General features: G+C 68.3%; 22 protein-coding genes and 1 pseudogene. 10 read left to right on the top strand and 13 right to left on the bottom strand.

What is annotated here, in order from left to right; genetic code table 11:
* The first annotated feature begins 461 nt into the window (after window positions 1-461).
* Together HEQ16_03495 and HEQ16_03490 are read left to right on the top strand one after the other, a co-directional pair.
* Complete coding sequence (locus tag HEQ16_03495) at window positions 462-2,276, top strand: tetratricopeptide repeat protein (protein MCO4053122.1); 1,815 nt, start codon at window positions 462-464, stop codon at window positions 2,274-2,276.
* A 39-nt stretch (window positions 2,277-2,315) separates the two neighbouring features.
* Complete coding sequence (locus HEQ16_03490) at window positions 2,316-3,194, top strand: 4-(cytidine 5'-diphospho)-2-C-methyl-D-erythritol kinase (GenBank protein ID MCO4053121.1); 879 nt, start codon at window positions 2,316-2,318, stop codon at window positions 3,192-3,194.
* 18 nt (window positions 3,195-3,212) lie between these two features.
* Here HEQ16_03490 and HEQ16_03485 read toward each other — a convergent pair whose 3' ends face one another.
* Window positions 3,213-4,316, bottom strand: coding sequence for a polyprenyl synthetase family protein (locus HEQ16_03485; protein MCO4053120.1), 1,104 nt, complete (start codon window positions 4,314-4,316; stop codon window positions 3,213-3,215).
* Window positions 4,317-4,416: 100 nt separating this feature from the next.
* Between HEQ16_03485 and HEQ16_03480 the strand changes: the two genes are divergently transcribed.
* Together HEQ16_03480 and HEQ16_03475 are read left to right on the top strand one after the other, a co-directional pair.
* Window positions 4,417-4,650 carry a DUF2007 domain-containing protein gene (locus HEQ16_03480; protein ID MCO4053119.1) on the top strand — a complete coding sequence of 78 codons (234 nt, stop codon included), beginning with the start codon at window positions 4,417-4,419 and terminating at the stop codon, window positions 4,648-4,650.
* Window positions 4,651-4,732: 82 nt separating this feature from the next.
* Window positions 4,733-5,449: a methyltransferase gene (locus tag HEQ16_03475; protein MCO4053118.1), complete on the top strand. Its 717-nt coding sequence runs from the start codon at window positions 4,733-4,735 to the stop codon at window positions 5,447-5,449.
* Between the two features lie 40 nt (window positions 5,450-5,489).
* On the opposite strand, the gene HEQ16_03470 is transcribed toward HEQ16_03475, so the two are convergent.
* Both HEQ16_03470 and HEQ16_03465 read right to left on the bottom strand, forming a co-directional pair.
* Window positions 5,490-5,867, bottom strand: a complete 378-nt coding sequence (locus HEQ16_03470; GenBank protein ID MCO4053117.1) for a hypothetical protein — start codon at window positions 5,865-5,867, stop codon at window positions 5,490-5,492.
* A 362-nt stretch (window positions 5,868-6,229) separates the two neighbouring features.
* Window positions 6,230-6,520, bottom strand: a pseudogene (locus HEQ16_03465) (hypothetical protein).
* A 212-nt stretch (window positions 6,521-6,732) separates the two neighbouring features.
* On the opposite strand from HEQ16_03465, the gene HEQ16_03460 reads away from it, so the two are divergent.
* Both HEQ16_03460 and moaB read left to right on the top strand, forming a co-directional pair.
* Window positions 6,733-7,608: a hypothetical protein gene (locus HEQ16_03460; GenBank protein ID MCO4053116.1), complete on the top strand. Its 876-nt coding sequence runs from the start codon at window positions 6,733-6,735 to the stop codon at window positions 7,606-7,608.
* Between the two features lie 8 nt (window positions 7,609-7,616).
* The gene (gene moaB / locus HEQ16_03455) at window positions 7,617-8,171 is read left to right on the top strand and encodes a molybdenum cofactor biosynthesis protein B (GenBank protein MCO4053115.1); all 555 of its coding nucleotides are present in this window, start codon (window positions 7,617-7,619) and stop codon (window positions 8,169-8,171) included.
* A 6-nt stretch (window positions 8,172-8,177) separates the two neighbouring features.
* Here moaB and HEQ16_03450 read toward each other — a convergent pair whose 3' ends face one another.
* Window positions 8,178-8,669 (bottom strand): hypothetical protein, encoded by a 492-nt coding sequence (locus tag HEQ16_03450; protein MCO4053114.1) that lies wholly within the window; start codon window positions 8,667-8,669, stop codon window positions 8,178-8,180.
* Window positions 8,670-8,814: 145 nt separating this feature from the next.
* Between HEQ16_03450 and HEQ16_03445 the strand changes: the two genes are divergently transcribed.
* The 4 genes from HEQ16_03445 to HEQ16_03430 all read left to right on the top strand — a co-directional run bounded on the left by HEQ16_03445 (window position 8,815) and on the right by HEQ16_03430 (window position 14,762).
* Window positions 8,815-9,987 (top strand): PA0069 family radical SAM protein, encoded by a 1,173-nt coding sequence (locus tag HEQ16_03445; GenBank protein ID MCO4053113.1) that lies wholly within the window; start codon window positions 8,815-8,817, stop codon window positions 9,985-9,987.
* 93 nt (window positions 9,988-10,080) lie between these two features.
* Window positions 10,081-10,701 carry a ribonuclease HII gene (locus HEQ16_03440; GenBank protein ID MCO4053112.1) on the top strand — a complete coding sequence of 207 codons (621 nt, stop codon included), beginning with the start codon at window positions 10,081-10,083 and terminating at the stop codon, window positions 10,699-10,701.
* A 158-nt stretch (window positions 10,702-10,859) separates the two neighbouring features.
* Window positions 10,860-12,044, top strand: coding sequence for a site-specific DNA-methyltransferase (locus HEQ16_03435; GenBank protein MCO4053111.1), 1,185 nt, complete (start codon window positions 10,860-10,862; stop codon window positions 12,042-12,044).
* Between the two features lie 90 nt (window positions 12,045-12,134).
* Entirely contained in the window at window positions 12,135-14,762 is a 2,628-nt protein-coding gene (locus HEQ16_03430; protein ID MCO4053110.1) for a glycine--tRNA ligase subunit beta, read from the top strand.
* A 4-nt stretch (window positions 14,763-14,766) separates the two neighbouring features.
* Here the strand turns inward: HEQ16_03430 and HEQ16_03425 are convergent, their stop codons facing one another.
* The 9 genes from HEQ16_03425 to HEQ16_03385 form a co-directional block, all read right to left on the bottom strand.
* Entirely contained in the window at window positions 14,767-16,455 is a 1,689-nt protein-coding gene (locus tag HEQ16_03425) for a thiamine pyrophosphate-binding protein (GenBank protein ID MCO4053109.1), read from the bottom strand.
* Window positions 16,452-17,624, bottom strand: a complete 1,173-nt coding sequence (locus tag HEQ16_03420) for a CoA transferase (GenBank protein MCO4053108.1) — start codon at window positions 17,622-17,624, stop codon at window positions 16,452-16,454. Before HEQ16_03420 ends, HEQ16_03425 begins: the two co-directional genes overlap by 4 nt.
* A gap of 4 nt (window positions 17,625-17,628) precedes the next feature.
* Entirely contained in the window at window positions 17,629-18,480 is an 852-nt protein-coding gene (locus tag HEQ16_03415; GenBank protein ID MCO4053107.1) for a hypothetical protein, read from the bottom strand.
* Window positions 18,481-18,487: 7 nt separating this feature from the next.
* The gene (dapB, locus tag HEQ16_03410) at window positions 18,488-19,300 is read right to left on the bottom strand and encodes a 4-hydroxy-tetrahydrodipicolinate reductase (protein MCO4053106.1); all 813 of its coding nucleotides are present in this window, start codon (window positions 19,298-19,300) and stop codon (window positions 18,488-18,490) included.
* 6 nt (window positions 19,301-19,306) lie between these two features.
* Window positions 19,307-19,702: a hypothetical protein gene (locus HEQ16_03405; protein ID MCO4053105.1), complete on the bottom strand. Its 396-nt coding sequence runs from the start codon at window positions 19,700-19,702 to the stop codon at window positions 19,307-19,309.
* Entirely contained in the window at window positions 19,699-20,205 is a 507-nt protein-coding gene (locus tag HEQ16_03400; GenBank protein MCO4053104.1) for a GNAT family N-acetyltransferase, read from the bottom strand. The genes HEQ16_03405 and HEQ16_03400 overlap by 4 nt, the downstream gene beginning before the upstream one ends.
* A complete protein-coding gene (locus HEQ16_03395; protein MCO4053103.1) occupies window positions 20,205-21,419 on the bottom strand; it encodes an acyl-CoA dehydrogenase in 1,215 nt (404 codons plus the stop codon). Before HEQ16_03395 ends, HEQ16_03400 begins: the two co-directional genes overlap by 1 nt.
* 41 nt (window positions 21,420-21,460) lie before the next feature.
* The gene (locus HEQ16_03390; GenBank protein MCO4053102.1) at window positions 21,461-22,438 is read right to left on the bottom strand and encodes a nitronate monooxygenase; all 978 of its coding nucleotides are present in this window, start codon (window positions 22,436-22,438) and stop codon (window positions 21,461-21,463) included.
* Between the two features lie 99 nt (window positions 22,439-22,537).
* Entirely contained in the window at window positions 22,538-24,133 is a 1,596-nt protein-coding gene (locus HEQ16_03385) for an aldehyde dehydrogenase family protein (GenBank protein MCO4053101.1), read from the bottom strand.
* Window positions 24,134-24,191 lie beyond the last annotated feature (58 nt).

Genomic DNA, 24,191 nt, shown 5'->3' with positions numbered 1-24,191 from the left:
TGGGCCGCCGCATGGTCGCCAAGGCGTAAACAGGATTGCTTAACCGTCGGTTATCGGCGCTCTGGTCCGCCCCAGCGACCGGCCAGGCGAGCCTGAATCCATGGCGCCGTCAGCACGGAACTGTGACACTCGCGGCGACTTGTGCAAAACGCAGGTTGACGCCATCCTGCCATCGGTCGCGCCCTGCCGCTGATTTGCTCTCGCGCTCGCCTCGCCGGGCCGCTATGGCTTTGAAGCGGCTTGTCGGCATGGCCTGCGGTTTCTCTCGGCCGCATGCTTGCTTGGCCACATGTTTCGTTCGTCCGGTTCGAGGCTGGGGTCTCGACATCGGATCATCCGGCAACGCCGCCAAGCGGCCGATGCCGGCGCATTCAAACCCGCAAGAGGCGCGCCGCGTGACATTGATTTCCAAGACCGGACAGGCGGGGCCGTCCAGCCTGAGCCGGCCAATCACCGGGGTCATGACGCTGGGTGCGAAGCTGCGCCGGGTCAGGGCCGGGCTTGTCGCAGCGGCCGCGCTCTGCGCATTCCTCGCCGCGCCCGCCCTTGCCAACACGCCGCTGCGGCTCAGGCCGGCCGAGCGCGTCGAGCCGGCCGAGAGCATCGAAGGCAACTATCTCGCTGCCCTCATCGCAGCCTCGGTGCGCGACAGCTCGGCCGCCGCCACATTCCTGCGCGAGGCGCTGCGGGCCGATCCGCGCAATCAGGAACTGATCGAGCGGGCCTTCATCGCCTTTCTCAGCGACGGCGCGATGCCCGACGCCTTCCGGCTCGCCGAGCGCATTGTCCAGCGCGACCCGAGCAACGGCCTTGCTCAGATGACGCTGGCCGTGCGCGCCATCAAGAACCGGCAATTCCAGGCCGCCAGGGAGCGGCTGCGCGGCAACACGCGCGGACGGGCGGCCGACATCACCTCCACCTTGCTCACCGCCTGGGCCTTTGCCGGCGCGGGCGAGCAGACGCGGGCCATCGAGACTCTGGACCGGCTGCGCGGGGACGGCTCGCTCACCACCTTCCGCGACTACCATGCCGGCCTTGTCCACGAGATGCTGGGCAACATCCCCGAGGCCCAGAGACGGCTCAAGGCCACCTATGACGGTGATCCGGCGACCTTGCGCGTCGTCGATGCCTGGGGGCGCTTCCAGTCGCGCCGCGGCGACTTCGCAGGCGCGCGCGAGACCTATGAGCGGTTCAACCGCCTCCTGCCGAACCACCCGATCGTGCGCAACGCGCTCGCCAACCTCGCTCCTGAGGGCAAGGCCGCACCACGGCCGCTGTCGCGCACCATCTCGACAGCCCAGCAGGGCGCTGCCGAGGCGCTCTACGGGCTGGGCAGCGCCGGCAACCGCGAAGACAACGAGACCGCGATCGTCATGATCTATCTCAGGCTCGCGCTCTACCTCGACCCTGGGCACGAGCTCGCCATCCTGACGCTCGGCGACACACTGGAGCGCGCCAAGCAGCCGGATGAGGCTATCGCGGTGTTCGACCGGATGCCCACCACATCGCCGCTGCGCAACAATGCCGAGATCCAGATCGGCCTCGCGTTCGAGGCGCTGGGCCGCAAGGACGAGGCGGTGCAGCACCTCGAAGCGGCGATCAAGGAGGACCCGGACGATCTCGACGCCCTTTCGGCACTGGGCGGGCTTTACCGCAGCCGCAAGGATTTCGCGCGTGCCGCAACCTATTACGAGCGGGCCGTCGCCACGATCAAGGCGCCCGAACGGCACCACTGGAGCCTGTTCTATTCGCGCGGCATCGCCTATGAGCGGACCAAGCGCTGGCCCCTGGCGGAAGCGGACCTCAAGAAGGCGCTCGAACTCATCCCGCCCAACATGGGCGCGAGCCGCGCGCTGGTGCTCAACTATCTGGGCTATTCCTGGGTGGACCAGGGCATCAATCTCGACGAAGCCTTCGAGATGCTGCGCAAGGCGGTCGAACTCAAGCCGCGCGACGGCTACATCATCGACAGCCTCGGCTGGGCGCATTTCCGCCTGGGCCGCTATGAGGAGGCGGTGCGGGAACTGGAGCGGGCGATCGAACTCAAGCCGGCCGACCCGGTGATCAACGATCATCTGGGCGACGCCTACTGGCGCGTGGGGCGGAAGCTCGAAGCCCGCTTCCAGTGGAACCATGCGCGCGACCTCAACCCCGAGCCGGAAGAGCTGCCGAAGATACTCGAGAAGATCGAGAAGGGCCTACCCGATCTTGCCAGGCCCGCCTCGGCCGTAACCGAACCGGCGGCGCTGGAGAGCCCTGCCCGCAATGGCGGCTGAGCCGACTTCGCCGCATGCCCGGCCGGCTCCTGCCGCGCGATGCTGAGCACGCGCGCGCCCGCGAAGGTCAACCTCAACCTCGCCGTCCATGGCAGGCGGCTGGACGGCTACCATGAGCTGGTCAGCCTCGTGGCCTTCGCAGGCGTGGGCGACGGCCTGACGCTGGAGCCGGGGCCCGCCCCCAGCCTCGTCATCGCCGGGCCGTTCAGAAGGGCCCTCGCCGCCGATGGCGCCAATCTGGTTCTGAAAGCCGTCGGGCACCTGCATGCCCTTCTGCCCGGCCTCGTGGCGGGGTGCTTCACCCTCGTCAAGCGGTTGCCCGTGGCTTCCGGCATTGGCGGCGGCTCGGCCGATGCCGCTGCGGCGCTGAGGCTTCTGGCACGGCTGAACGGCCTGCCCATGACCGAGCCTGCGCTCATCGAAGCCGCATGGCGGACCGGGGCGGATGTGCCTGTATGCCTCGCTTCGAAGGCTTGCGTGATGTCGGGCGCAGGCGAAAGTCTCGGGCAACGCCTGCGCCTCGCCCCGCTGAATGCCGTGCTGGTGAATCCCGGCGTCGCGGTGTCGACAGCGGCGGTGTTCGCCGCGCTGGGGCTGGCGCCGGGCGAAAGCCTCGGCAGCGCCAGCCCTTCGCATGAGCCGGCCGGCCCTGAAGGGCTCGATGCCGCTGGCCTGGCCGCATGGCTGCGGGACGGTCCGGGCAATGATCTTGAAGCGGCGGCTTGCCGGGCCGCGCCCGCGATCGCCGATGCGTTGGCTGCGCTCGCGGAAGCCGGCGATTGCCGCCTCGCCCGCATGTCCGGGTCGGGCGCGACCTGCCTTGGCGTTTACGCTGATTGCCGGGCAAGCGCCGCCGCCGCGCGCCGCATCGCCGCGCGGCATCCGGGCTGGTGGGTCAAGGCCACCGTCCTGCGCTAGATGTCCGCGGCTGCGCGTTCAGTGGGCGCGGGCGATGCAGAACTCGACGGTGGCGTGCATCGCCGTCTTCAGGTCGCTCGCGGGGAAGAGCGCCAGCGCGTCATGGGCCATGGCGCCGTAATGGCGCGCCCGCTCGATGGTGTCGTCGATAGCGCGATGCTTCCTCATGATGGCAATGGCGTTCTCGAGGTCGCCCTCGCGCACGTCGCCCTCCTGCAGGGTCCGACGCCAGAAGGCGCGCTCGCTCTCATTGCCACGCCGGAAGGAGAGCACGACCGGCAAGGTGATCTTGCCCTCCCGGAAATCATCTCCGACATTCTTGCCGAGCTTGGCCGCGACACCGCCATAATCCAGCGCATCATCGATAAGCTGAAAAGCGATGCCGAGGTTGAGCCCGAAGCCCCGGCAGGCGGCATGCTCGGCCTTGGGCCGGTCGGCGAGCACGGGGCCGACCTCGCAGGCAGCGGCGAACAGCTCCGCCGTCTTGCCGCGGATGACGGCGAGATACTCGTCCTCGGTCGTCTCGGTGTTCTTGGCGGCGGCCAGCTGCATGACTTCGCCCTCGGCGATGACCGAGGCGGCCGTGGACAGGATGTCGAGCGCCCGCAGGGATCCGACTTCGACCATCATGCGGAAGGCCTGGCCGAGCAGGAAGTCGCCCACCAGCACGCTGACCTCGTTGCCCCAGAGCATGCGCGCGGCCATCTTGCCGCGGCGCATGTCGCTTTCGTCGACGACGTCATCATGCAGAAGCGTGGCGGTGTGCATGAACTCGACCGACGCGGCGAGTTTGACATGGCCCTCGCCGCGATAGCCGCACAGATTGGCGGTGGCCAGGGTGAGCATCGGCCGCAGCCGCTTGCCGCCCGAGGAAATGAGATGGTTGGCGACCTCGGGTATCATCGTCACCTGCGAGCCGGTGCGCGACAGGATCATCGCGTTGACGCGCTCCATGTCGGGCCTGGTCAGGCCCACGAGCGCTGCAATCCCGTCGCGGGCGGCGTCCTTGTCTTCAAACGGCAAAACCAGTCCCAAGACCCACTCCCATGGTCCCGCGCTGCGGCCGAAGCCCGCAGCCTCCGGAGCAACGATATGGCGCGCCGGCTGCGCTCCACCTTGCATCCATAGCGTCCATGCGACAATTGGCTGGCTGCCGCAAGACACCGATGGCAAGACTCTGCAAGGCGACGCTTGCGGCAAACGGCCGCCCGGAGACATCACCATGGTCGAGATCATGCGCACGAATGACCTCGTGGTCATCAGCGCGGTGGAGGCGCTGCTCGCCTCCGCGGACCTGCATGCGCTCGTTCTCGACGGCTACATCAGCGCGCTTGAGGGCGGGATCGGAGCCTTCCAGCGCCGCATCATGGTGATCGACGAGGAAGAGGACGAGGCGCGGGCGATCATCATCGCCGCAGGCCTGGGGGCCGAACTGCGCGAGAAGCGGCGTGGCTGAGGCCGGGCCTTCGCCTGCGGCCGAGGGCAAGGGCACGGACGAGCCCGGCCTGACGCTGGACAGGCTCCTGGAGGGCCGGCTCATGCTCGTGCAGCCTGCGCGCGGGCACCGCGCCGGCACGGATGCGCTGCTGGTGGCGGCGGCGGCAGGTTCGGCCCGGCATGTGGTCGATCTGGGCAGCGGGGTCGGCGCCATAGGCCTTGCCCTGCTCGCGCTGGGGCGCGCCGAGCGCGCCACGCTCGTCGAGCGCGAGCCGGATCTGGCGGCGCTGGCGCGCCGCAACGTGGCCCTCAACGCCATGGACAGGCGCTGCGCCGTCGTCGAGGCGGATGTGACGGCACGGGCGAGCCTGCTCGCGGCGGCAGGGCTGGAGCCCGGCCTAGCCAACCTCGTGGTGTGCAACCCGCCCTATAACGAACCGGGCCGGCACCGCTCCTCGCCGGATGCGCGCCGGCTGGCCGCCCACGCGATGGCCCCGGAAAGCTTCGAGGCCTGGGCAAGGGCCGCAGCCCGCTCACTACGGGGCGACGGACGGCTGGTGCTGATCCACCGGCCCGAGGCGCTGGCCTGGCTCCTGCCGCTGCTAGCCCGGCGCTTCGGCGCGCTGGAGATCATCCCGGTGCATGGCCGTGCGGATCAGGCGGCGATGCGCGTGCTGATCAGGGGACGGCTCAACAGCAGAGCGCCGGCAAGGGTCCTGCCGGCGCTCGTGCTGCATGGTTTGGACGGAAGCGTCACCGGGCCGGGTCACGCCATCTCCACCGGAGAACTCAGGCTGGAGGAGCAGCGCGGTCCGTGATGCCCGGCCGGGGCCGGCGCGATCAGACGCCGGCCTTCGATCAGCCGCAGACCTGGCGGTGGCCCACGACCCAGCTCCATCCATCCCAGTAGCGCACCTTTCGGACGTGGCAGCGCGGCCGGAACCCGCCGTAGCCGCCGCCATAGACCGGGCGTCCGCGCCAGCCATGGCCGTTGCCGCCGTGCCAGCCGCGATCCCAGCCGCGTTCACGGCCCCAATCGCGGCCGCCATGCCAGCGGCCATGGCCATAGCCGCCATGTCCGCCCCAGCCATCGCGCACAGGCGAGGCATAGCCGCCGCCATGGCCGGTTTCGATGGACAGCGACCAGGACTGCGCCTGCGCAGCGGGGGCAGTCATGAGTGAGGCGGCGCCGAGAGCAGCCGCGCCGACGATTCCGAGAGAAAGCTGACGCATCATGACGGTGATCCTGTCATCCCGGCGATGGCTGACGGACACTGCGTCCCATCTCTTCGCCACCATTGACAGGATCATCGCATGGGCTGGCTGAACGGGGCTTGAGGGCGCCATTCAGCCAGTATTCAACCTGGGCCTCAGTAGCGGCAGATGCGGGTGGGCTTATGCTTGATGCCCTGCAGGGTATAGACCGTGCGCACCTTGATGTAGCAGCGCGGGCCATAGTCATAGCCGCCATAGTAAACGGGGGCGGCATGGACCGGGCGGTAGCGCACCGGACGATACCGGACGGGGTGGTAATGGACCGGACGATACCGGACGGGGCGGTAATGGACCGGGGCGTAATAGGGCCGGTAGGCGCGTGGACGATAGCCGTACCGGTGATGATAGCCGTACCGGTGATGATGGCCGTACCGGTGATGATGGCCGTACCGGTGATGATAGGCATGGCGGCGATGAACCCGCCAATGATGCTGGACATGCCGGACGTGGTGGAGCCTGTGATCGCGGACTTCGGTGAGCAGCTCGCGCGATGCCTCGCGCGTGGCCTTGTCCATGCCTGAGGCACCCGCAAGAGCCGGCGCGGCATGGGCCGCTCCGGCCGCAGCCAGCGAAAGCCCGGCTGCCATGATCCAACCCATAATGCGCTTCATCATGATGTCTCCCCATGCCGGAACCGCGGCAGGCCATCTGCGCGATTCCTCTCCTCACGCCATAATGCTTCATCCCTGAACAGAGGCTGCACGAGCGCGTTGAACTTGCGTTAACCGGATTATCAGCATCCGAATTCCGCCATTTTGTTTTGGGCGGGGGCCGGGGCCGCGCTAAGACTATCCGATGTCCATGGCCTCAGGCTTGCGGGTGACGCATGAAGTGGGATGATTACCGGCAATCCGACAATCTGGAGGACCGGCGCAGCGGCGGCGGCTTCGGCGGCGGCACGGGCGGACGCTCCGGCCTCGGGCTGGGCGCCGTGGTCGCGCTCGGCCTGCTGGGCTATGCGCTGGGCATCGATCCGCGCATCCTTATCGGCGGCGCCGAGATGCTGCAGGGCGCACGCGCGCCGACGCAGCAGACATCGACCCAGACCATACGGCCCGATGACGAGATGGGCCGCTTCATCTCGGTGGTGCTGGCGCAGAACGAGGATGTCTGGGAGCGCGTGATGCCTCGCGACACGGGCAAGGCCTACGAACCGCCGCGGCTGGTGCTGTTCCGGGGCGTGGACCGCTCTGGCTGCGGCACCGCGCAGGCTGCGATGGGGCCATTCTATTGCCCGCCGGACCGCAGGGTTTATCTCGACGCCTCCTTCTTCGACGAGATTCGGCGCAAGCTCGGCGGCGGCGGGGATTTCGCCTATGCCTACGTGATCGCGCACGAAGTCGGCCACCATATCCAGAACCTGCTGGGCGTGCTGCCGCGCGTGGAACAGGCCAAGCGCCGCGCCTCCGAGCGCGAGGCCAACGCGCTATCGGTGCGTGTGGAGCTACAGGCGGACTGCATCGCCGGCGTCTGGGCTTTCCACGTCCAGCAGATGGGGCGGCTCGAACAGGGCGACATCGAGGAGGCCATGCGCACGGCAAGCGCCATCGGCGACGACAAGCTGCAGAAGGCGGCGCAAGGCTACGTCGTGCCTGACAGCTTCACCCACGGCACGGCCGAGCAGCGCAGCCGCTGGTTCATGACAGGGTTCCGGACCGGCGCCTTGCGCTCCTGCGACACCTTCGCTACCCGCAACCTCTGAGCGCGCCCATGTCCCGCATCGACGAGAGCAGACCCTTCATCCCGATCGGCATAGCCGTGCTGACCGTCTCGGACACGCGCACGCTCAGCGATGACCGCTCCGGCGACACGCTTGTCCAGCGCATCGCCGATTCGGGCCACAGGCTGGCTGCGCGCGACATCGTGCCCGATGACCGCGACGCCATCCAGGCTCGCGTCAGGCAATGGGTGGCCGACCCGGCCGTGGATGCCGTCATCACCACGGGCGGCACCGGCTTCACGGGGCGTGACGTGACGCCGGATGCGCTGGAGCCGCTCTTCGACAAGCGGATGGACGGGTTTTCCTGGGTTTTCCACCAGATCTCCGCCGCCAAGATCGGCACCTCCACCATCCAGTCGCGCGCCACGGCGGGGCTGATCGGCACGACTTACGTCTTCTGCGTGCCCGGCTCTCCGGGCGCATGCAAGGATGCGTGGGACGGAATCCTGGCGCTCCAGCTCGATTTCCGCCACCGGCCCTGCAATTTCGTCGAGATCATGCCGAGGCTCGACGAACACCTCAAGCGCGGCGCCGGCAAGGCCTGATCGGCGTCAGGCCACGAGCCGCGCCCGCCCGACCGGCAGCCGGACCGGCGCGCCGCCTCTCCTGCCCGCCGAGACAGGCTCGCGCGGCGCAATGAGGCCCGCATGCGGCGCGGACGCGGCAACCGCCCAGAGCAGGCGCTCGCGCCATCCCGCAGCGCCCTCCAGCGGCAGCATGGCGGGCCTGCGGCTTTGCGCCGTCTGCTGCAGCAGATGGCGCTCGATGGCGCCGATCCAGCCATGCTGCGGCACCTCGCCGGCTTCAAGCAGCAGCAGCCAGGCGCCGCGCGCGATGCGCGCCGCAGCGGGCCAATGACCGCCGGACTGGATCAGCACCTGAGCGCCCATGGCGTCGGCGATGCGCTCGGATGCCGCCTCGGCCTGCGGGAGCACGACCACGGCATGGCTGATCAATCCATCGGCCACCGCCGGAACCAGCGCGGATAAAGTGGCTGCGAGGGCGCCGGGCGTGGCGTTGGCATGAACGAGAGCGGTCAGCATCGCTGACCTTCTAGACGCGCAGGGGCAGGCTTGAAAGCAAAGTTTTAGGCAGAACGGCCCCCGGCCTGCCGCACCGGGGAGGCGAGAGGGCTTTGACATTGTTCCTGCTTTGTATGCATAAACAAATCAGGAACGGGAGATTCGCATGACCCTCCGCCCGCAGCCTACGGTCGAGAAGCGCATGGAGCCCGACCCGGTGCGGGCCTCGGCGCCCTTTCGGCCCGCTGATCCCGTTGCCATGGCCGGGCACAGGCTGGACGTGGACCGCCGACGCGGGCGCGGGGCCACCATCAACCCGCATGGGCGCTTCGAGGCGCTGGCCCGCGTCGAGGAGGATGATGGCTGGGGATCGCTGGGCGAGCTGCCGGCTTTCAGGACCGAGGTGGCGATCGAGAAGCCGCGCACCATCATCACGCGGAACAATTCGCCAGACATCTCCTTCGATCGCTCGATCAACCCGTATCGCGGCTGCGAGCATGGCTGCGTCTATTGCTTCGCGCGGCCAGGCCACGCCTATCTCGGCCTCTCGCCAGGGCTCGATTTCGAAGCGCGGCTGACCGCCAAGCCGGATGCCGCCGCGCTGCTCGAGAAGGAACTGGCGGCGCAAGGCTACGCGCCGCGCATGCTCGCCATCGGCACCAACACCGATGGCTACCAGCCCATCGAGAAGAAGCTGCGCATCATGCGCGGCCTCCTCGAGGTGCTGTCGCGCTTCGACCATCCGGTGGGCATCGTCACCAAGTCGGCGCTGGTGCAGCGCGACATCGACATCCTCGCGCCGATGGCTGAGAAGGGCCTCGCCAAGGTTGCGATCTCGATCACCACGCTCGACCCCAAGCTGGCGCGCACCATGGAGCCGCGCGCGGCGAGCCCGGCCAGGCGGCTCGATACGATCAAGCGCCTCTCGGAGGCCGGCATTCCCGTCAGCGTGCTCGTCGCGCCCATCATCCCGGCCGTGAACGATTCCGAGATCGAGCGCATCCTCGATGCCGCCTTTGCCAATGGCGCGCGCGAGGCGGGCTATGTGCTGCTGCGCCTGCCGCTCGAGCTGAAGGACCTGATGCGCGACTGGCTGCTTACCCATTATCCCGACAAGCTCAGGCATGTGATGTCGCTGGTGCAATCCACCCGCGGCGGCAAGGATTACGACGCCGGCTGGGGGCAGCGGCAGGTCGGCTCCGGGCCGTATGCGTGGATGATCGGGCGGCGTTTCGAGCTGGCGGCGGAGCGAATCGGCTTCAACAAGGCACGCCAGCGCCTGCGCACCGACCTGTTCCACCGTCCGCAAGGCGGGCCCGAGCAGCTCCAGCTCTTCTAGGCGCGCTGTGCCGATGGGAACGCCGATGCGTCGCGCTTGACGGCAGCGCCCGATTCGGGCGCTTGTCGGCCGATGGACAGGGTTCTCGACAGGATGAGGCCAGAAGCGCTCGATGCGGCGCGCGATCCTGTGCGCCTCGCCAGCCCTTGCCGCATCGCCGGCGTGGACGAGGTCGGTCGCGGGCCGCTGGCCGGGCCGGTGGTGGTGGCGGCCGTGATCCTGGACCCGGCGAACATGCCTCAGGGGCTCGCCGATTCGAAGACTCTGACCCCGGCCCGGCGCGAAGCCATCGCCGCCGACATCCTGAACCTTGCCCTTTCGGTGACCATCGCCTCATCCAGCGCCGCAACGATCGACCGGATCAACATCCGGGCCGCGACGCTCGCGGCGATGGCAAGGGCAGTGCGCGCGCTGGAACTGCCGCCCATGCGCGTGCTGGTCGACGGGCGCGACGTCTTCCCCTGCGATTGCCCCTGCGAGGCGATCATCAAGGGCGATTCCAGCGAGCCGGCCATCGCAGCCGCCTCGATCGTGGCCAAGGTGGCGCGCGACCGGCTGATGGCCCGGCTGGGGACGGCCCTGCCCGCCTATGGCTTCGAGGACCACGCCGGCTATGGCACGCGGCGGCATCTCGACGCCATCGAAACGCATGGCCCCAGCCTGCATCACCGCTTCAGCTTCGCGCCGATCAAGGCCCGCTGGCCGCGCCCCTGAGCCATCGGGGAAACGGCTCCGTGCAGCCGCTGCACGTGGCGCACCCGGCAAATTCTGCAGCCCCAAAACGACACGCTTCCTTTTCGTGCGGGTGCACGGGGCTTTTACGCTGTTGAGGCATCTTCCTCCCCGTTGAGTTGCGTAACCGGTGCAGCACCATGGGTACTTCGCGTACCGGGGCGACCGATGCTTCTGTCCGGATTGGGGTACAGCGTACCGGACGGATCGCATCGGCGCCTCGGATGGGGCCTTCGAGCCTCGCTAACGGGCCGTTGCCCCTGAACCGCATCCTGGCGGGCGATTGCATCGCCGAGCTTGAGAAGCTGCCGGCCGCTTCGGTGGATCTGATCTTCGCCGATCCGCCGTACAACCTGCAACTCGGCGGGGATCTGCGCCGTCCCGATGACAGCCTCGTCGATGCGGTCGACGATGACTGGGACAAGTTCGCGTCCTTCTCCGATTACGACGCCTTCACCAGGGCCTGGCTGCTGGCGAGCCGCCGCGCGCTCAAGCCCGATGGCGCGCTGTGGGTGATCGGCTCCTATCACAACATCTTCCGCGTCGGATCGATCCTGCAGGATCTCGGCTACTGGGTGCTGAACGACATCGTCTGGCGCAAGGCCAATCCGATGCCGAACTTCCGCGGCCGGCGCTTCACCAATGCGCACGAGACCATGATCTGGGCCGCGCGCGAGGAGAAATCCAGGTACACCTTCCATTACGAGGCGCTGAAAGGGGGCAATGAGGACCTCCAGATGCGTTCGGACTGGCATATCCCGCTATGCACCGGCGAGGAACGGCTCAAGGGCGCGGATGGGGCCAAGCTGCACCCGACGCAGAAGCCCGAGGCGCTGCTGGCGCGCGTGCTGCTCTCCTCGACCAATCCCGGCGACGTCGTGCTCGACCCCTTCTTCGGCACGGGCACCACCGGCGCCGTGGCCAAGGCGCTGGGGCGCAACTTCATCGGCATCGAGCGGGATGCGGGCTACATCGCTGGCGCTGCGGCGCGGATCGCGGCGGTGACGCCGCTGCCGCCCGAGGCCTTCAGCACCGCTCCCTCCAAGCGCACCGAGGCGCGCGTGCCCTTCCTCAGCCTGATCGAGGCCGGGCTGGTGAAGCCGGGCGAAAGCGTGAGCGACGAAAAGAAGCGCTTCACGGCCACGGTGCGGGCCGATGGCACGCTGGCGCTCGGCCCGGCGGTCGGCTCGATCCACAAAGTCGGCGCGCTGGCCCAGGGCCTGCCCGCCTGCAATGGCTGGACCTTCTGGCATGTGGAGCGCGAGGGCCGGGCCGTGCTGATCGATGTTCTGCGCGGCGAGGTCAGGGCCCTCATGGCCGCCTGATTTTCGCGTCACGATGACCGCGACCCCGCATACGGGGTTGCGTTTCGGGCCAAGACGGGTTTTCACGGGGGCCTACAGGATGCGCTCCCCATGCCCGATCTTCTGCTCGAACTGTTCTCCGAGGAAATTCCCGCGCGCATGCAGCGCAAGGCCGCGGAAGACCTGCAAAAGCTGGTCGCCGACGCGCTGGTGGAGCGCGGCTTCCATTATGAGGGCGCGCGCGCCTTCGCCACGCCACGGCGCCTGGCCCTGCACATCGCCGGCCTGCCCGTGAAGGGCGCGGACGTGCGCGAGGAGCGCAAGGGGCCGCGCGTCGGCGCGCCGGACGCCGCCATCCAGGGCTTCCTGAAAGCCGCCGGCCTCACCTCCATCGATCAGGCCACGATCCAGAGCGACCCCAAGAAGGGCGACAGCTATGTCGCGCTGATCGAGCGGCCGGGCCGGCCCACCGGCGAGGCCATCGCCGAGATCGTGCCGCAGGTGGTGCGCGCCTTTCCCTGGCCGAAATCCATGCGCTGGGGCGCCGCCTCGGCTGCGGGGGCCAGCCTGCGCTGGGTGCGCCCGCTCCATTCCATCCTGTGCAGCTTCGGGCCGGAAACCGGGGAGCCGGAGGTCATCCCCTTCGAGGTGGACGGCATCCGCTCCGGCGATGTCACCTTCGGCCATCGCTTCCTGTCGGACGGGCAGCCCATCCGCGTGCGCCGGCTGGATGATTATGTCGCCAGGCTCGAAGCCGCCCATGTCGTGCTCGATGCCGAGCGGCGCAAGGCGCTGATCGCCAACGAGGCCCGCAACCTCGCCTTCGCCCAGGGGCTGGAGCTGATCGAGGATGAGGGCCTGCTCAATGAGGTGGCCGGGCTTGTGGAATGGCCCACCGTGCTGATGGGCTCCTTCGACGCGGCCTTCCTCGCCATTCCGGGCGAGGTGATCCGCGCCACGATCCGCGCCAACCAGAAGTGCTTCGTGCTGCGCGATGGCGACGGCAATCTCTCGAACCGCTTCCTTCTGGTGACCAACCAGATCGCGCCCGATGGCGGCAAGGCCATCGTGGCCGGCAATGAGCGGGTGGTGCGCGCGCGCCTCTCGGACGCACTGCATTTCTGGAAGACAGACCAGAGGCCGCTGCCCGATGTCGACAGGCTGAGGTACAGCGCCGAAAAGCTCGGCCTTGATCTTTCCAGGCCGCTGGACCAGCGCATGGCCCGGCTCGACCATCTCGGCGTGGTGTTCCACGAGAAGCTCGGCACGCAAGGCGCACGCGTGCAGCGCATCGCAGCCCTGGCGCGTGAACTGGCCAAGGTGACCGGTGCTGACCCGGATCTCTGCGCCCGCGCCGCTGTGCTGGCCAAGGCCGACCTGCAGACCGAGGTGGTGGGCGAATTCCCCGAACTGCAAGGCTTCATGGGCCGCCGCTATGCCGAACTGCAGGGCGAGCCCCCATCGGTCTGCGCCGCCATCGAGGATCACTACAAGCCGCTGGGCCCATCAGACCGCGTGCCCACCGACAAGGTGGCCTTGACCGTCGCGCTGGCTGACAAGCTCGACACGCTGGTCGGCTTCTGGGCCATCGACGAGAAGCCCACCGGCAGCAAGGACCCCTATGCGCTAAGGCGCGCGGCGCTGGGTGTGATCCGGCTGGTGGTTGAGAACGGGATGCGGTTGGGGTTGGCCTATGCACTTATCTCCGCTTACATGGGTCATCTGAAGACTATGTGGCATTCGGACAAGCTGCTCGAGGAGCGAAAAGAACGAATTGTCCACTGGTCCACTCAGAAAGCAGGCCAAGAAGAGAATGAATTAAACGAAAGTGATCTGAGATTTGGCTTCCCTATTCTCAATCGTGCATCACGCTACGGCGTATATTACAAAAGTGATGATGAGTTTTTTACCGTTCTAGAAACGCTTAACTCCGGCACTTACTGGTACATGAATGATGTTAATTGGATGCTGCCTTTGGACCACGTCCACTCCGACCTCCTCTCATTCTTCCACGAGCGCCTCAAGGGCAACCTGCGCGATGCCGGGGCGCGGCATGATCTGGTTGATGCGGTGATTGGCGCAGGAGCGCAACTGCTCGCCGCCCCCTCTCCCCTTGCGGGAGAGGGTGAGGGAGAGGGGTCGAGCCGCTCTTCCCACGTTTCGCACGACCCCTGTCCGTACCTCTCCCGCAAGGGGAGAGGGGACTTTGACACCGCGCCTGGTTCTTCGGGTCTGTCGCCAAGCCCGAGCGGCTCCAAGCCCTCTCCCGTCCCTTCGGGCCACCCTCTCCCGCAAGGGGAGAGGGGACATAACGACGACCTGTTGCTGATCACTCGCCGCGTCGAAGCGCTGACGGCGTTCCTTGCCACCGAGGACGGCGCAAACCTGCTGGCTGGTACAAAGCGTGCCGCCAACATCCTCAAGGCCGAGGAAAAGAAGGATGGCGAGGGAGCCTTCGCGGGCCAGCCTGACGCGGCGCTGCTCAGCGAGCCAACCGAAAAGGCACTGCATGCGGCGCTGTTGACAGCGCTGCCTGCTGCCGCGAAAGCTGCCGAGGCCGAGGACTTTGCCGGCGCGATGGCTGCGCTTGCCGCGCTGCGCGGGCCGGTCGATGCGTTCTTCGAAGCGGTGATGGTCAATGCGCCCGAACCCGCCATCCGCGCCAACCGGCTGAAGCTGCTCAACTCCTTACGCGCCGCGACGCAGAGTGTGGCGGATTTCGGCAAGATCGCGGGCTGAAGGCTTACCTCTTCGCCAGCGCTTCCGCCCTGATGCCGGCCAGCGTCTTGGCGGGCGTGATGGCTTCCGGATCGATCATGCAATGCAGGATCGCGGGCTTGCCGCTGGCGAGGGCGCGCTCGAAGGCGGGGGCGAACTCGGCGGTGGTTTCAACCCGCTCGCCATGTCCGCCGAAGGCCCGCGCATAGGCCGCGAAATCCGGGTTCTTCAGCGCGGTGGCGGAGATGCGGCCGGGATAATGCAACTCCTGGTGCATGCGGATGGTGCCATACATGGCGTTGTCGACGATCACCACGATGATGGGCAGCTCATACTGCACGGCGGTGGCGAACTCCTGCCCGTTCATCAGGAAGCAGCCATCCCCGGCGAAGCAGACCACCGTGCGCTCCGGGAAGATGCGCTTGAGCCCGACCGCGGCGGGAAGGCCATAGCCCATCGAGCCAGAGGTCGGCGCGGCCTGCGTGCCGAACTGGCGGAAGCGGTGGAAGCGATGCACCCAGGTGGCGTAGTTGCCCGCGCCATTGCACAGGATGGCGTCGTGCGGCAGCCGATCGCGCAGCCAGACCATGGCCTCACCCGGGTGGAAGGCGCCGGGGATCGGCGCGGGCTTGTCGGTCCAGCCATGGAAGGCTGAATGGGCCTCCGCCGCCGCGCCGGCCCAGGCAAGCATCTGCGGCGGATGCACAGTCTGCAGCGCGGCGCCGAAGGCCGTTGGGGAGGCGTTGATAGCGAGCGCCGGGTGATAGACGCGGCCGAGTTCGCCCGCATCGGGATGGACATGCACCAGCGTGCGGCCCGGCTCGGGAATGCCGAACAGCGAATAGCTCTGGCTCGGCATCTCGGACAGTCGCCCGCCAACGAGCAGCACGAGATCGGCTTCCCTGATGCGGGCCAGCAGCTTGGGGTTTGGTCCGATGCCGAGATCGCCGGCAAAGCACGGGTGATCGGCGGAAAAAAGCATCTGCCGGCGGAAGGTGACGGCGACGGGCAGTTCAAAGCGCTCGGCAAAACGCTGGAAACGATCCACCGCCTGTGGGTCCCAGCGCGAGCCACCAAGCAGCGCAATCGGTGCTTTCGCCGCCCAGAGCATCTTCTGAAGCTCGATCATCTGGGTGAGCGAAGGGTGCGTCTCGATGGGTGTGCAGGGCGCGGCGTCCATCACGGCGGCAGCCTCGGTCAGCACATCCTCGGGCAGTGCAATCACCACCGGGCCGGGGCGGCCGCTGGTGGCGACATGGAAGGCGCGGGAGATGATCTCGGGGATACGGGCGGGATCATCGATCTCGGTGGCCCATTTCGCCATGGGGCCGAAGACGGCGCGGTAGTCGAGCTCCTGGAAGGCTTCGCGCTCGCGCATGCCGCGCTCGATCTGGCCGACGAAGAGGATCATCGGGGTCGAATCCTGCCTGGCGATGTGAATGCCGGGCGAGGCATTGGTGGCGCCCGGCCCGCGCGTGACCATGCAGATGCCTGGCCTGCCCGTGATCTTGCCGGCGGCCTCGGCCATCATGGCCGCTCCGCCTTCCTGCCGGCAGACGGTGACGCGGATCGCGGCGTCATGCAGCGCGTCGAGCACCGCCAGATAGCTCTCGCCCGGCACGCAGAACACGTCCTGCACGCCCTGCAGAATGAGCTGGTCGACGAGGACCTGCCCGCCGGTGCGGGCCTTCGCGTCAGACGGCGCCCGGGTCACGGCTGGCCTCCCCAGTTCGGGTCTTTCATGATGTCGGCCTCATGCTCGCCAAGGCGCGGGCTCGGGCGCTCCGAGACCTGGCGCACGCCATCGATGACAATGGGCGAGGCCACGGTGGGAATGCTGCCGGCGCTGGCCGCCGGCGCCGCAAGATCGCGGCGGACGGCGCGCGCCACCACCTGCGGATCGGCGAAGACCTCGTCGGTGGTGTTGATGGGGCCGGCCGGCACGCCTGCCGCCTCGAGCCTGGCGAGGATGTCGGCCCTGGCAAAGCGGCTGGTGAGCCGGCCAAGATGCGGGATCAGCACCCTGCGGTTCGCCACGCGGTCCTTGTTGGTGAGATAGACGGGCTGGTCCGCCAGCTCCGGCTCGCCCAGCACAGCGACGAGCTTGCGCCACTGGCCATCATTGCCGCTGGCGATGATGATGTAGCCATCGGCCACGGGAAAGACCTCGTATGGCACGATATTGGGGTGGGCGTTGCCCAGCCGGCCCGGCGCCTTGCCGGTGACGAGGTAGTTCATGGCCTGGTTGGCCATCACCGCCACCTGCGCATCCATCAAGGCCAGGTCCAGCGTCGCGCCCTCGCCGGTTAGGTCGCGGCGGCGCAGGGCGGCCAGGATGCCGACGGCGCCGTACATGCCGGTGAAGATGTCGGCGGTGGCGTAACCCGTCTTGGTGGGCTGGCCGGCCGGGTCGCCCGTGATCGACATGGCGCCGGCCATGCCCTGGATCAGGAAATCATAGCCGGCGCGGGCTGCATACGGACCATCCTGCCCGAAGCCGCTGATCGAGGCGTAGACGAGGCGCGGAAAGGCCGCCCGCAGCGAGGCGGCATCGAGGCCGAACTTCGCCAGCCCGCCGACCTTGAAGTTCTCGACCACCACATCGGCATGGGCGGCAAGCTTCAGCACCAGCGCCCGGCCCTCATCGGTGCGGAAATCGGCAGCGATGGAGCGCTTGCCCCGGTTGCAGGAGTGGAAATAGGCGGCCGAGAGGTGCCCCTCGACGCCCTCCACGAAGGGGGGGCCCCAACTGCGCGTGTCGTCGCCCTCGGGCGCCTCGACCTTGACCACGTCCGCGCCGAGATCGGCCATCAACTGCCCGATCCAGGGCCCGGCAAGAATGCGCGCCAGCTCCAGAACCCTGACCCCTTCAAGCGGCCTCATCGCCTCAATCCTCTTGTGTCTCGTCGCCGGAATCCGGCTCCACTCCGAGCGCCGTGCCCAGCGCCATCAATCCAAGAATCTGCGCGATGTAAATCTCCAGCGAACGCCGGCCGCAGAACCGCAGCATGTCCGCGAGCGCGGCAGGTGGCTGCCAGCCGAGGTCGACGCGCCGGAAGCGCAGCAGCAGCGCGCTCGCCGCAATGATCGAGCCGGCTGCGACGAAGGCGTCGACGGTCGCGAATTCGTAGTCGTGGATCTCGTTGGCGACGAAGAACAGCGTCGCGATGGCGCCGATCAGGCGCCGGCCGAGCCAGGCCGGGTCGCGGGCTTTGTCGGGGCCGCTCTCCAGCGCAAGGCGATGGGCGCGGCCGACAAGCGCGAGGAGCCAGCCCGACGAGCCGTAATCGATCACCATGTCCGCGACATGGGACAGGCCGAGCAGCAGCGCGACCAGCAGCGCCGTGCGCCAATGCCGGGCCTTGACGCCCGCGCCCATGACATGACGCTCCACGAGAGGCATCGCCCAGCGGATGACGGCGAAGCTCAGCAGGATGTTGAACGTGACATCGTCAATGTCGCGGCCCATGCGCAGCCAGTCGAGCGCGGTCAGCAGCACGCCGGCGGCCAGCCAGAACCATGGCACGCGCTCCGTCCTCGCAAAGCCGATCAGGAAAAAGAAGATCGGCAGGGCGCCGCGCCCGAGCGCATGCATCCAGTCCTGCTCCGGCGCGACGTAATGGGCCCAGTGGTCGAACAGCATGAGCAGCAGGGCGAGCGCCTTCAGCGCATCGGTGCTGGTAACGGCACGCGGCGAGAGCGCGGGCCGCTTGTCGGCGGGCCTTTCGGTCAGCGCCACGAAACGATCATGTCAGCACATGGTCGAGGCCACGGCGCACGCCGATGAAGCCCGAAACCTTGCGCGCGGCCAGGAGCGTGCCCGCCACATAAGGAGCCGCCGAGGAGCCGGCATCGTGGCGGATCACCAGCCGCTCGTCAGGCGCGCCGAAGATCGCCTCGCAGGAGAGCACGAAGGACGGCATCCTGACCGAATGCACCTGCACGGGAATGGGCCTGCCCAGCGCCGCGCCCCGCGTCCCGCGGGCGCCGCCGAGCTGGTCCACGGGCCTGGAGGTGCCGGCCAAGCGCACCTGCGCCATCAGTTCGGCCAGCTCGCGCCCCGTGCCGGAGGGCGTGTCCGGCTTCTTGGCCGAGGCATAGTCGATGATCTCGACATCGGGCACGTGCTTCGCCGCCTCGAGCGCGAAGCGTCGCAGCAGCGTGGCGGTGATGGAGAAGTTGCCGGCTGCGAGCACGCCCTTGCCCGCCTGGCGCGCGGCGACGTCGATCTTGTCGTAATCCTCGGCCGTCAGGCCGGAGGTGCCGACCACGACGTGGCGCCCCTTGGCGAGCGCCGCCAGCGCATGATGCTTCACCGCATCGGGCTTGGTGTAGTCGATGACGACGTCGGAGGGCGTGGCCAGCGCCTCGCCGATGCTGGCGTGGATGGGAACGCCGATGGGGCCGAGCCCGGCCACCTCGCCGGCATCGCGCCCGGCGGCGTTGCGGGAGACGGCGCCCACGAGCCTGAGGTCCCCCGCGGCCTGGATCGCGGCGACAAGCGCCTTGCCGACCCAGCCGGAGACGCCGGCGATCACGATGCGGACGGGTTCGGTCATGTCAGGTCACTTGCGCAGGAGCTGGAGCAGGGGAAACAGGGCGAAAGCGATTTGCGGAGACAATTCTAGCACACCCTTCGCCGTCGCATAGGCCGCGAAATGCGCTGCCAGCGTGCGGCCGAAGCCCAACACCGCGACAAGCGCCTCACCGGTCAGGAGGAGCAGAAGCGCCAGCGCGCCCATCGCAAGCCGGCTGCCAAGCCTTGCCGGAGCGCCGAGGCGGCGGATGATCCACCAGCACAGCAGCCAGGCCGCCATGAGGATGAGGGGCCCCTCGACCAGAACCACCGCATCGCGGCCGAACAGCGGCGCAAGCCAGAGCTCGCGCGCCGTGCCGAGGATGAAGCCGAGCGCGAAGATGAGGAGGCCGTAGAGCAGGCCGGCGGGAACGGCGCTGCTCACAGCGCCAGCGCCATGTAGCGGATGCGCTTGCCGGCGGCGACGTCGCGCTGTCCGATTTCGGCGAAGCCAATGCTCTCGTGAAGCCTGTCGGATGCAAGGTTGGGCGGATCAAGGTTGATTTCGCAGCCGATGAGCCTGCGCTCTTCCAAAATGGCCCTTGCAAGAAGGGCGCGATAGAGCGCGCGCGCCAGCCCTCGCCCGCGCGCCGCCTCCGCAACGATGATGCGGTCCACATAAAGAAACCGATCATGACGCGCGCGAAACCAGGCGAGGTTCTCGTTGGGATGATCCGAGCGCTCGTCGAAGGCGATCAGGAATGCGTCCGGGCTCGTGCCGATACAGATGGCAACGCTCGATGTCGCCAGAAGGCATTCGTAGCTGTCAGGATCGAGACGCGAGGTCTCGATCTCGTGGGCGTTGTTGAGCGCGATGACAGCTGCCGCGGGGACATCACGAAGTTCAGTCAGCCCGTACAGCGGGTCCTCGCCAGCCAGTCCAAGCATCAGAAGAAGGCCTGAAGCCCCGTGATCGCGCGACCGAGGATCAGCGCGTGGACGTCATGCGTGCCCTCGTAAGTGTTCACGGTCTCGAGGTTCGCCGCGTGGCGCATCACCTGATACTCGATCTGGATGCCGTTGCCGCCGTGCATGTCGCGGGCCTGGCGGGCGATGTCGAGCGCCTTGCCGCAATTGTTGCGCTTGACGATCGAGATGACCTCGGGCGGCAGCTTGCCCTCGTCGAAGAGGCGGCCGACGCGCAAGGAGCCCTGCAGGCCCAGCGCGATCTCGGTCTGCATGTCGGCCAGCTTCTTCTGGAAGAGCTGGGTCTGCGCCAGCGGCTTGCCGAACTGGTGACGATCAAGCCCATAGGACCGCGCCTGCGCCATGCAGGCCTCGGCCGCGCCCATCACGCCCCAGGAAATGCCGTAGCGAGCGCGGTTTAGGCAGCCGAACGGCCCTTTCAGCCCCGCGACATTGGGCAGGAGCTGGGATTCGGGCACGAACACATTGTCCATCACGATCTCGCCCGTGGTGGAGGCGCGAAGCGAGAGCTTGCCGCCGATCTTGGGCGCCGACAGGCCCTTCATGCCCTTCTCGAGGATGAAGCCCTTGATCTCGCCGCCATGGGCGTCGGACTTGGCCCAGACCACGAAGACATCGGCGAAAGGCGAGTTGGAGATCCACATCTTGGAGCCGTGCAGCACGAAGCCGCCATCGACCTTGGTGGCCCTGGTCTTCATGCCGCCGGGATCGGAGCCGGCATCAGGCTCGGTCAGGCCGAAACAGCCGATGAACTCGCCGGATGCGAGCCGGGGCAGGTACTTCCTGCGCTGGGTCTCGTCGCCATAGGCATAGATCGGGTACATCACCAGCGAGGACTGCACGCTCATCATCGAGCGGTAGCCGGAGTCCACGCGCTCGACCTCGCGGGCCACCAGCCCGTAGGCGACATAGGATGCGCCGACGCCGCCATATTCCTCGGGCACGGTGACGCCCAGCAGGCCGACCTCGCCCATCAGGCGGAACAGCTCGGGATCGGCCTTTTCCTCCATATAGGCCTCGGCCACGCGGGGGGCCAGCACGTCCTGCGAGAAGGCGCGCGCCGTGTCGCGGATCAAGCGCTCTTCCTCGGTGAGCTGGCTCTCGAGGTCGAACGGGTCTTCCCAGTTGTAGACGGCCCTGGCGGCCTTGGCCTTCATCTCCGGAACAGCGCTCATGGGGCGGCCTTTCTCGCGAATGATCCTGTGTGACGATCCTTCTAGACCCTCGCGCGCAGCGTTCCAAGCCGCGCGATGATCGCTTCGGCCTCGGAGACGGTGCGTTCGATGATCGCAGCGGCGGGCGCGATGTCATGGATGAGGCCGGTCGCCTCTCCCACCCAGACCCCGACCTCGTCGGGATCTCCGGCCGCTACGCCGGCCTGATAGGCGGCGCGCAAACCCTCGGCGGCAGCGCGGTGCGCATCGGGACGCGGCTCCCATTCCTGCACGAACCGATTGTTCAGCACGCGCGCCGTGAACGCGCGCGGCCAGTCATGGCCGCGCGCGATGTCGGTGGCGCGCTGGCGGATGGTGCCGTCGCCATTGGCCGCAAGCGCCGCGCCCTGATGATGCGGGTGGGTCAGAGCCTCGCTCGCGGCCCAGAAGCGCGAGCCCATCAACACGCCATCGGCGCCGAGGGCGAGGGCGGCTGCGAGCCCGCGCCCATCCGCGATGCCGCCTGCCGCGACGAGCAGCGTCTGCGGCGCCTCGCAGGCCAGCAGGTCCGCGATCTCGGGCACCAGCGTCATGGTGGCGCGATCGGCGCCATGACCGCCGGCCTCCGTGCCCTGCGCCACGATGATGGCCGCGCCCGCCTCGGTCGCCTCGCGGGCATGGGCGAGGCTCTGCACCTGGCAGATGAGCGCGCTGCCGGCCGCGGCGATCTCGGCCGCGAAGGGTCTGGGATCGCCGAAGGAGAGCATCAGCGCCGCCGGCGCGTGGCTGAGAGCCTGCGTGAGCAGGGCGCGGTCCTTCGCCATCGACCAGGTGATGAAGCCTGCGCCGACACGCGCATTGCCTGCCGCAGCGAATTCGCGCTTCAGCCAATCCGAATCGCCATAGCCGCCGCCGATCAGGCCAAGGCCCCCCGCATGGGTGACGGCCGCAGCCAGCGCCCCTCCCGCTGCAAAGGCCATGGGAGCGCTGATGATCGGGTGGCGGATGTCCAGCCGTTCGGTGAGGCGGGTGGAGAGCATCAGGTCATTCCGTCAGGGCGAGCAGAAGCAAGCCGTCCCGATCGCGGCCAGAGGCTGCGTGGCTTCCGCTTCGCCTCGCAAAGACGGCGGGCGCCAGCCTCACCCCTCCACATCGAAGACCACGCCCTGGGCGAGCGGCAGCGTGCGGCCGAAATTCACCGTGTTGGTGGCGCGGCGCATGTAGGCCTTCCAGGAATCGGAGCCGGCCTCGCGGCCGCCGCCCGTCTCCTTCTCGCCGCCGAAGGCCCCGCCGATCTCTGCGCCGGAGGGGCCGATGTTGACATTGGCGATGCCGCAATCGGAGCCGGCGGCCGACATGAAGGCTTCCGCCTCGCGCATGTCGAGCGTGAAGATCGAGGAGGAGAGACCCGCGCCAACCGCGTTCTGCAGGGCGATGGCCTGCTCCAGCGTGCTGTAGCGCGTGACATAGAGGATCGGCGCGAAGGTCTCGTGCAGCATCGGCCCGGCCTGCGCCGGCATCTCGACCAGCGCGGGGGCGGCATAGAACGCGCCCTCGCCCATGCCGTCGATGCGCCCTCCGCCATGGACGGCGCCGCCGGCGGCGCGGGCCGCGTCCAGTGCCTTCTCCATGGCGCGGAAGGCCGTCTCGTCGATCAGCGGGCCGACGAGCGTGCCGGCCTCGCGCGGATCGCCGATGCGGACCGAAGCGTAGACCTTGGCGAGGCGCGGCACGAGGGCGTCATGGATGCTGTCATGAACGAAGAGGCGGCGCAGCGTGGTGCAGCGCTGGCCGGCCGTGCCCATGGCCGCGAAGGCGATGCCGCGCAGGGCAAGGTCGAGATCGGCGCTGGGAGCCACGATGGCGGCGTTGTTGCCGCCAAGCTCGAGAATGGCGCGGGCGAAGCGCCTCGCGAGTTTGGGGCCGACCTCGCGGCCCATGCGGGTGGAGCCGGTGGCCGACAGCACCGCGACACGCGGATCATCGACCAGCGCCTCGCCGATCTCGCGCCCGCCCATCAGCAGCGCGCACAGGCCCGGCGGCGCATCGGAGCCAAAGCGCTTGAGCGCACGCTCGACGATGGCGTGGGTGGCGAGTGCGGTGAGAGGCGTCTTCTCGGACGGCTTCCAGACCACCGGATCGCCGCAGACGAGCGCGAGCGCCGCGTTCCAGGACCAGACCGCCACAGGGAAATTGAAGGCCGATATCACGCCGCACACGCCGAGCGGGTGCCAGGTCTCCATCATGCGGTGGGATGGGCGCTCGGTGGCGATGGTGAGGCCATAGAGCTGGCGCGACAGGCCGACCGCGAAATCGCAGATGTCGATCATCTCCTGCACCTCGCCAAGGCCCTCGGAGGCGATCTTGCCGGCTTCCAGCGTGACGAGCAGGCCCAGATCATCCTTGGCGGCGCGCAGTTCCTCGCCGAGCAGGCGCACCAGCTCGCCCCGGCGCGGCGCAGGCACGAGCCGCCAGGCGAGGAAGGCCTCCTGCGCCTGCGCGATGATGGCGCTGGCCTCGGCGGCGGAATGGGCGCGGACCGTCGCCACTTTCTCGCCGGTGACGGGAGAGCGCGCCTCGAGCCCGGCGGAGGCGAAGGCGCTCCCGGGCACGCCGAGGCGGTCGAGCAAAGGCAGCGCCTGGTCGCGCACGGATTGGGGCATGGTCGTTCTCCGATCGAAGCAGGCGGCAAGATGCGCTGGCCCACTTCGCGGCGCAATCGCCAAGATGCGCATGCCGACGCAGGCGAAGGGCGCATAGCGCATGGGCGGCCTGCAGCGTCGCGCGCGGCTC

The sequence above is a fragment of the Bosea sp. (in: a-proteobacteria) genome (genome assembly GCA_023910605.1).
Taxonomy (GTDB): Bacteria; Pseudomonadota; Alphaproteobacteria; order Rhizobiales; family Beijerinckiaceae; genus Allobosea.
The sequence above is the reverse complement of the archived record's forward strand: the minus strand, read 5'-3'. Positions and strand labels throughout refer to the sequence as shown.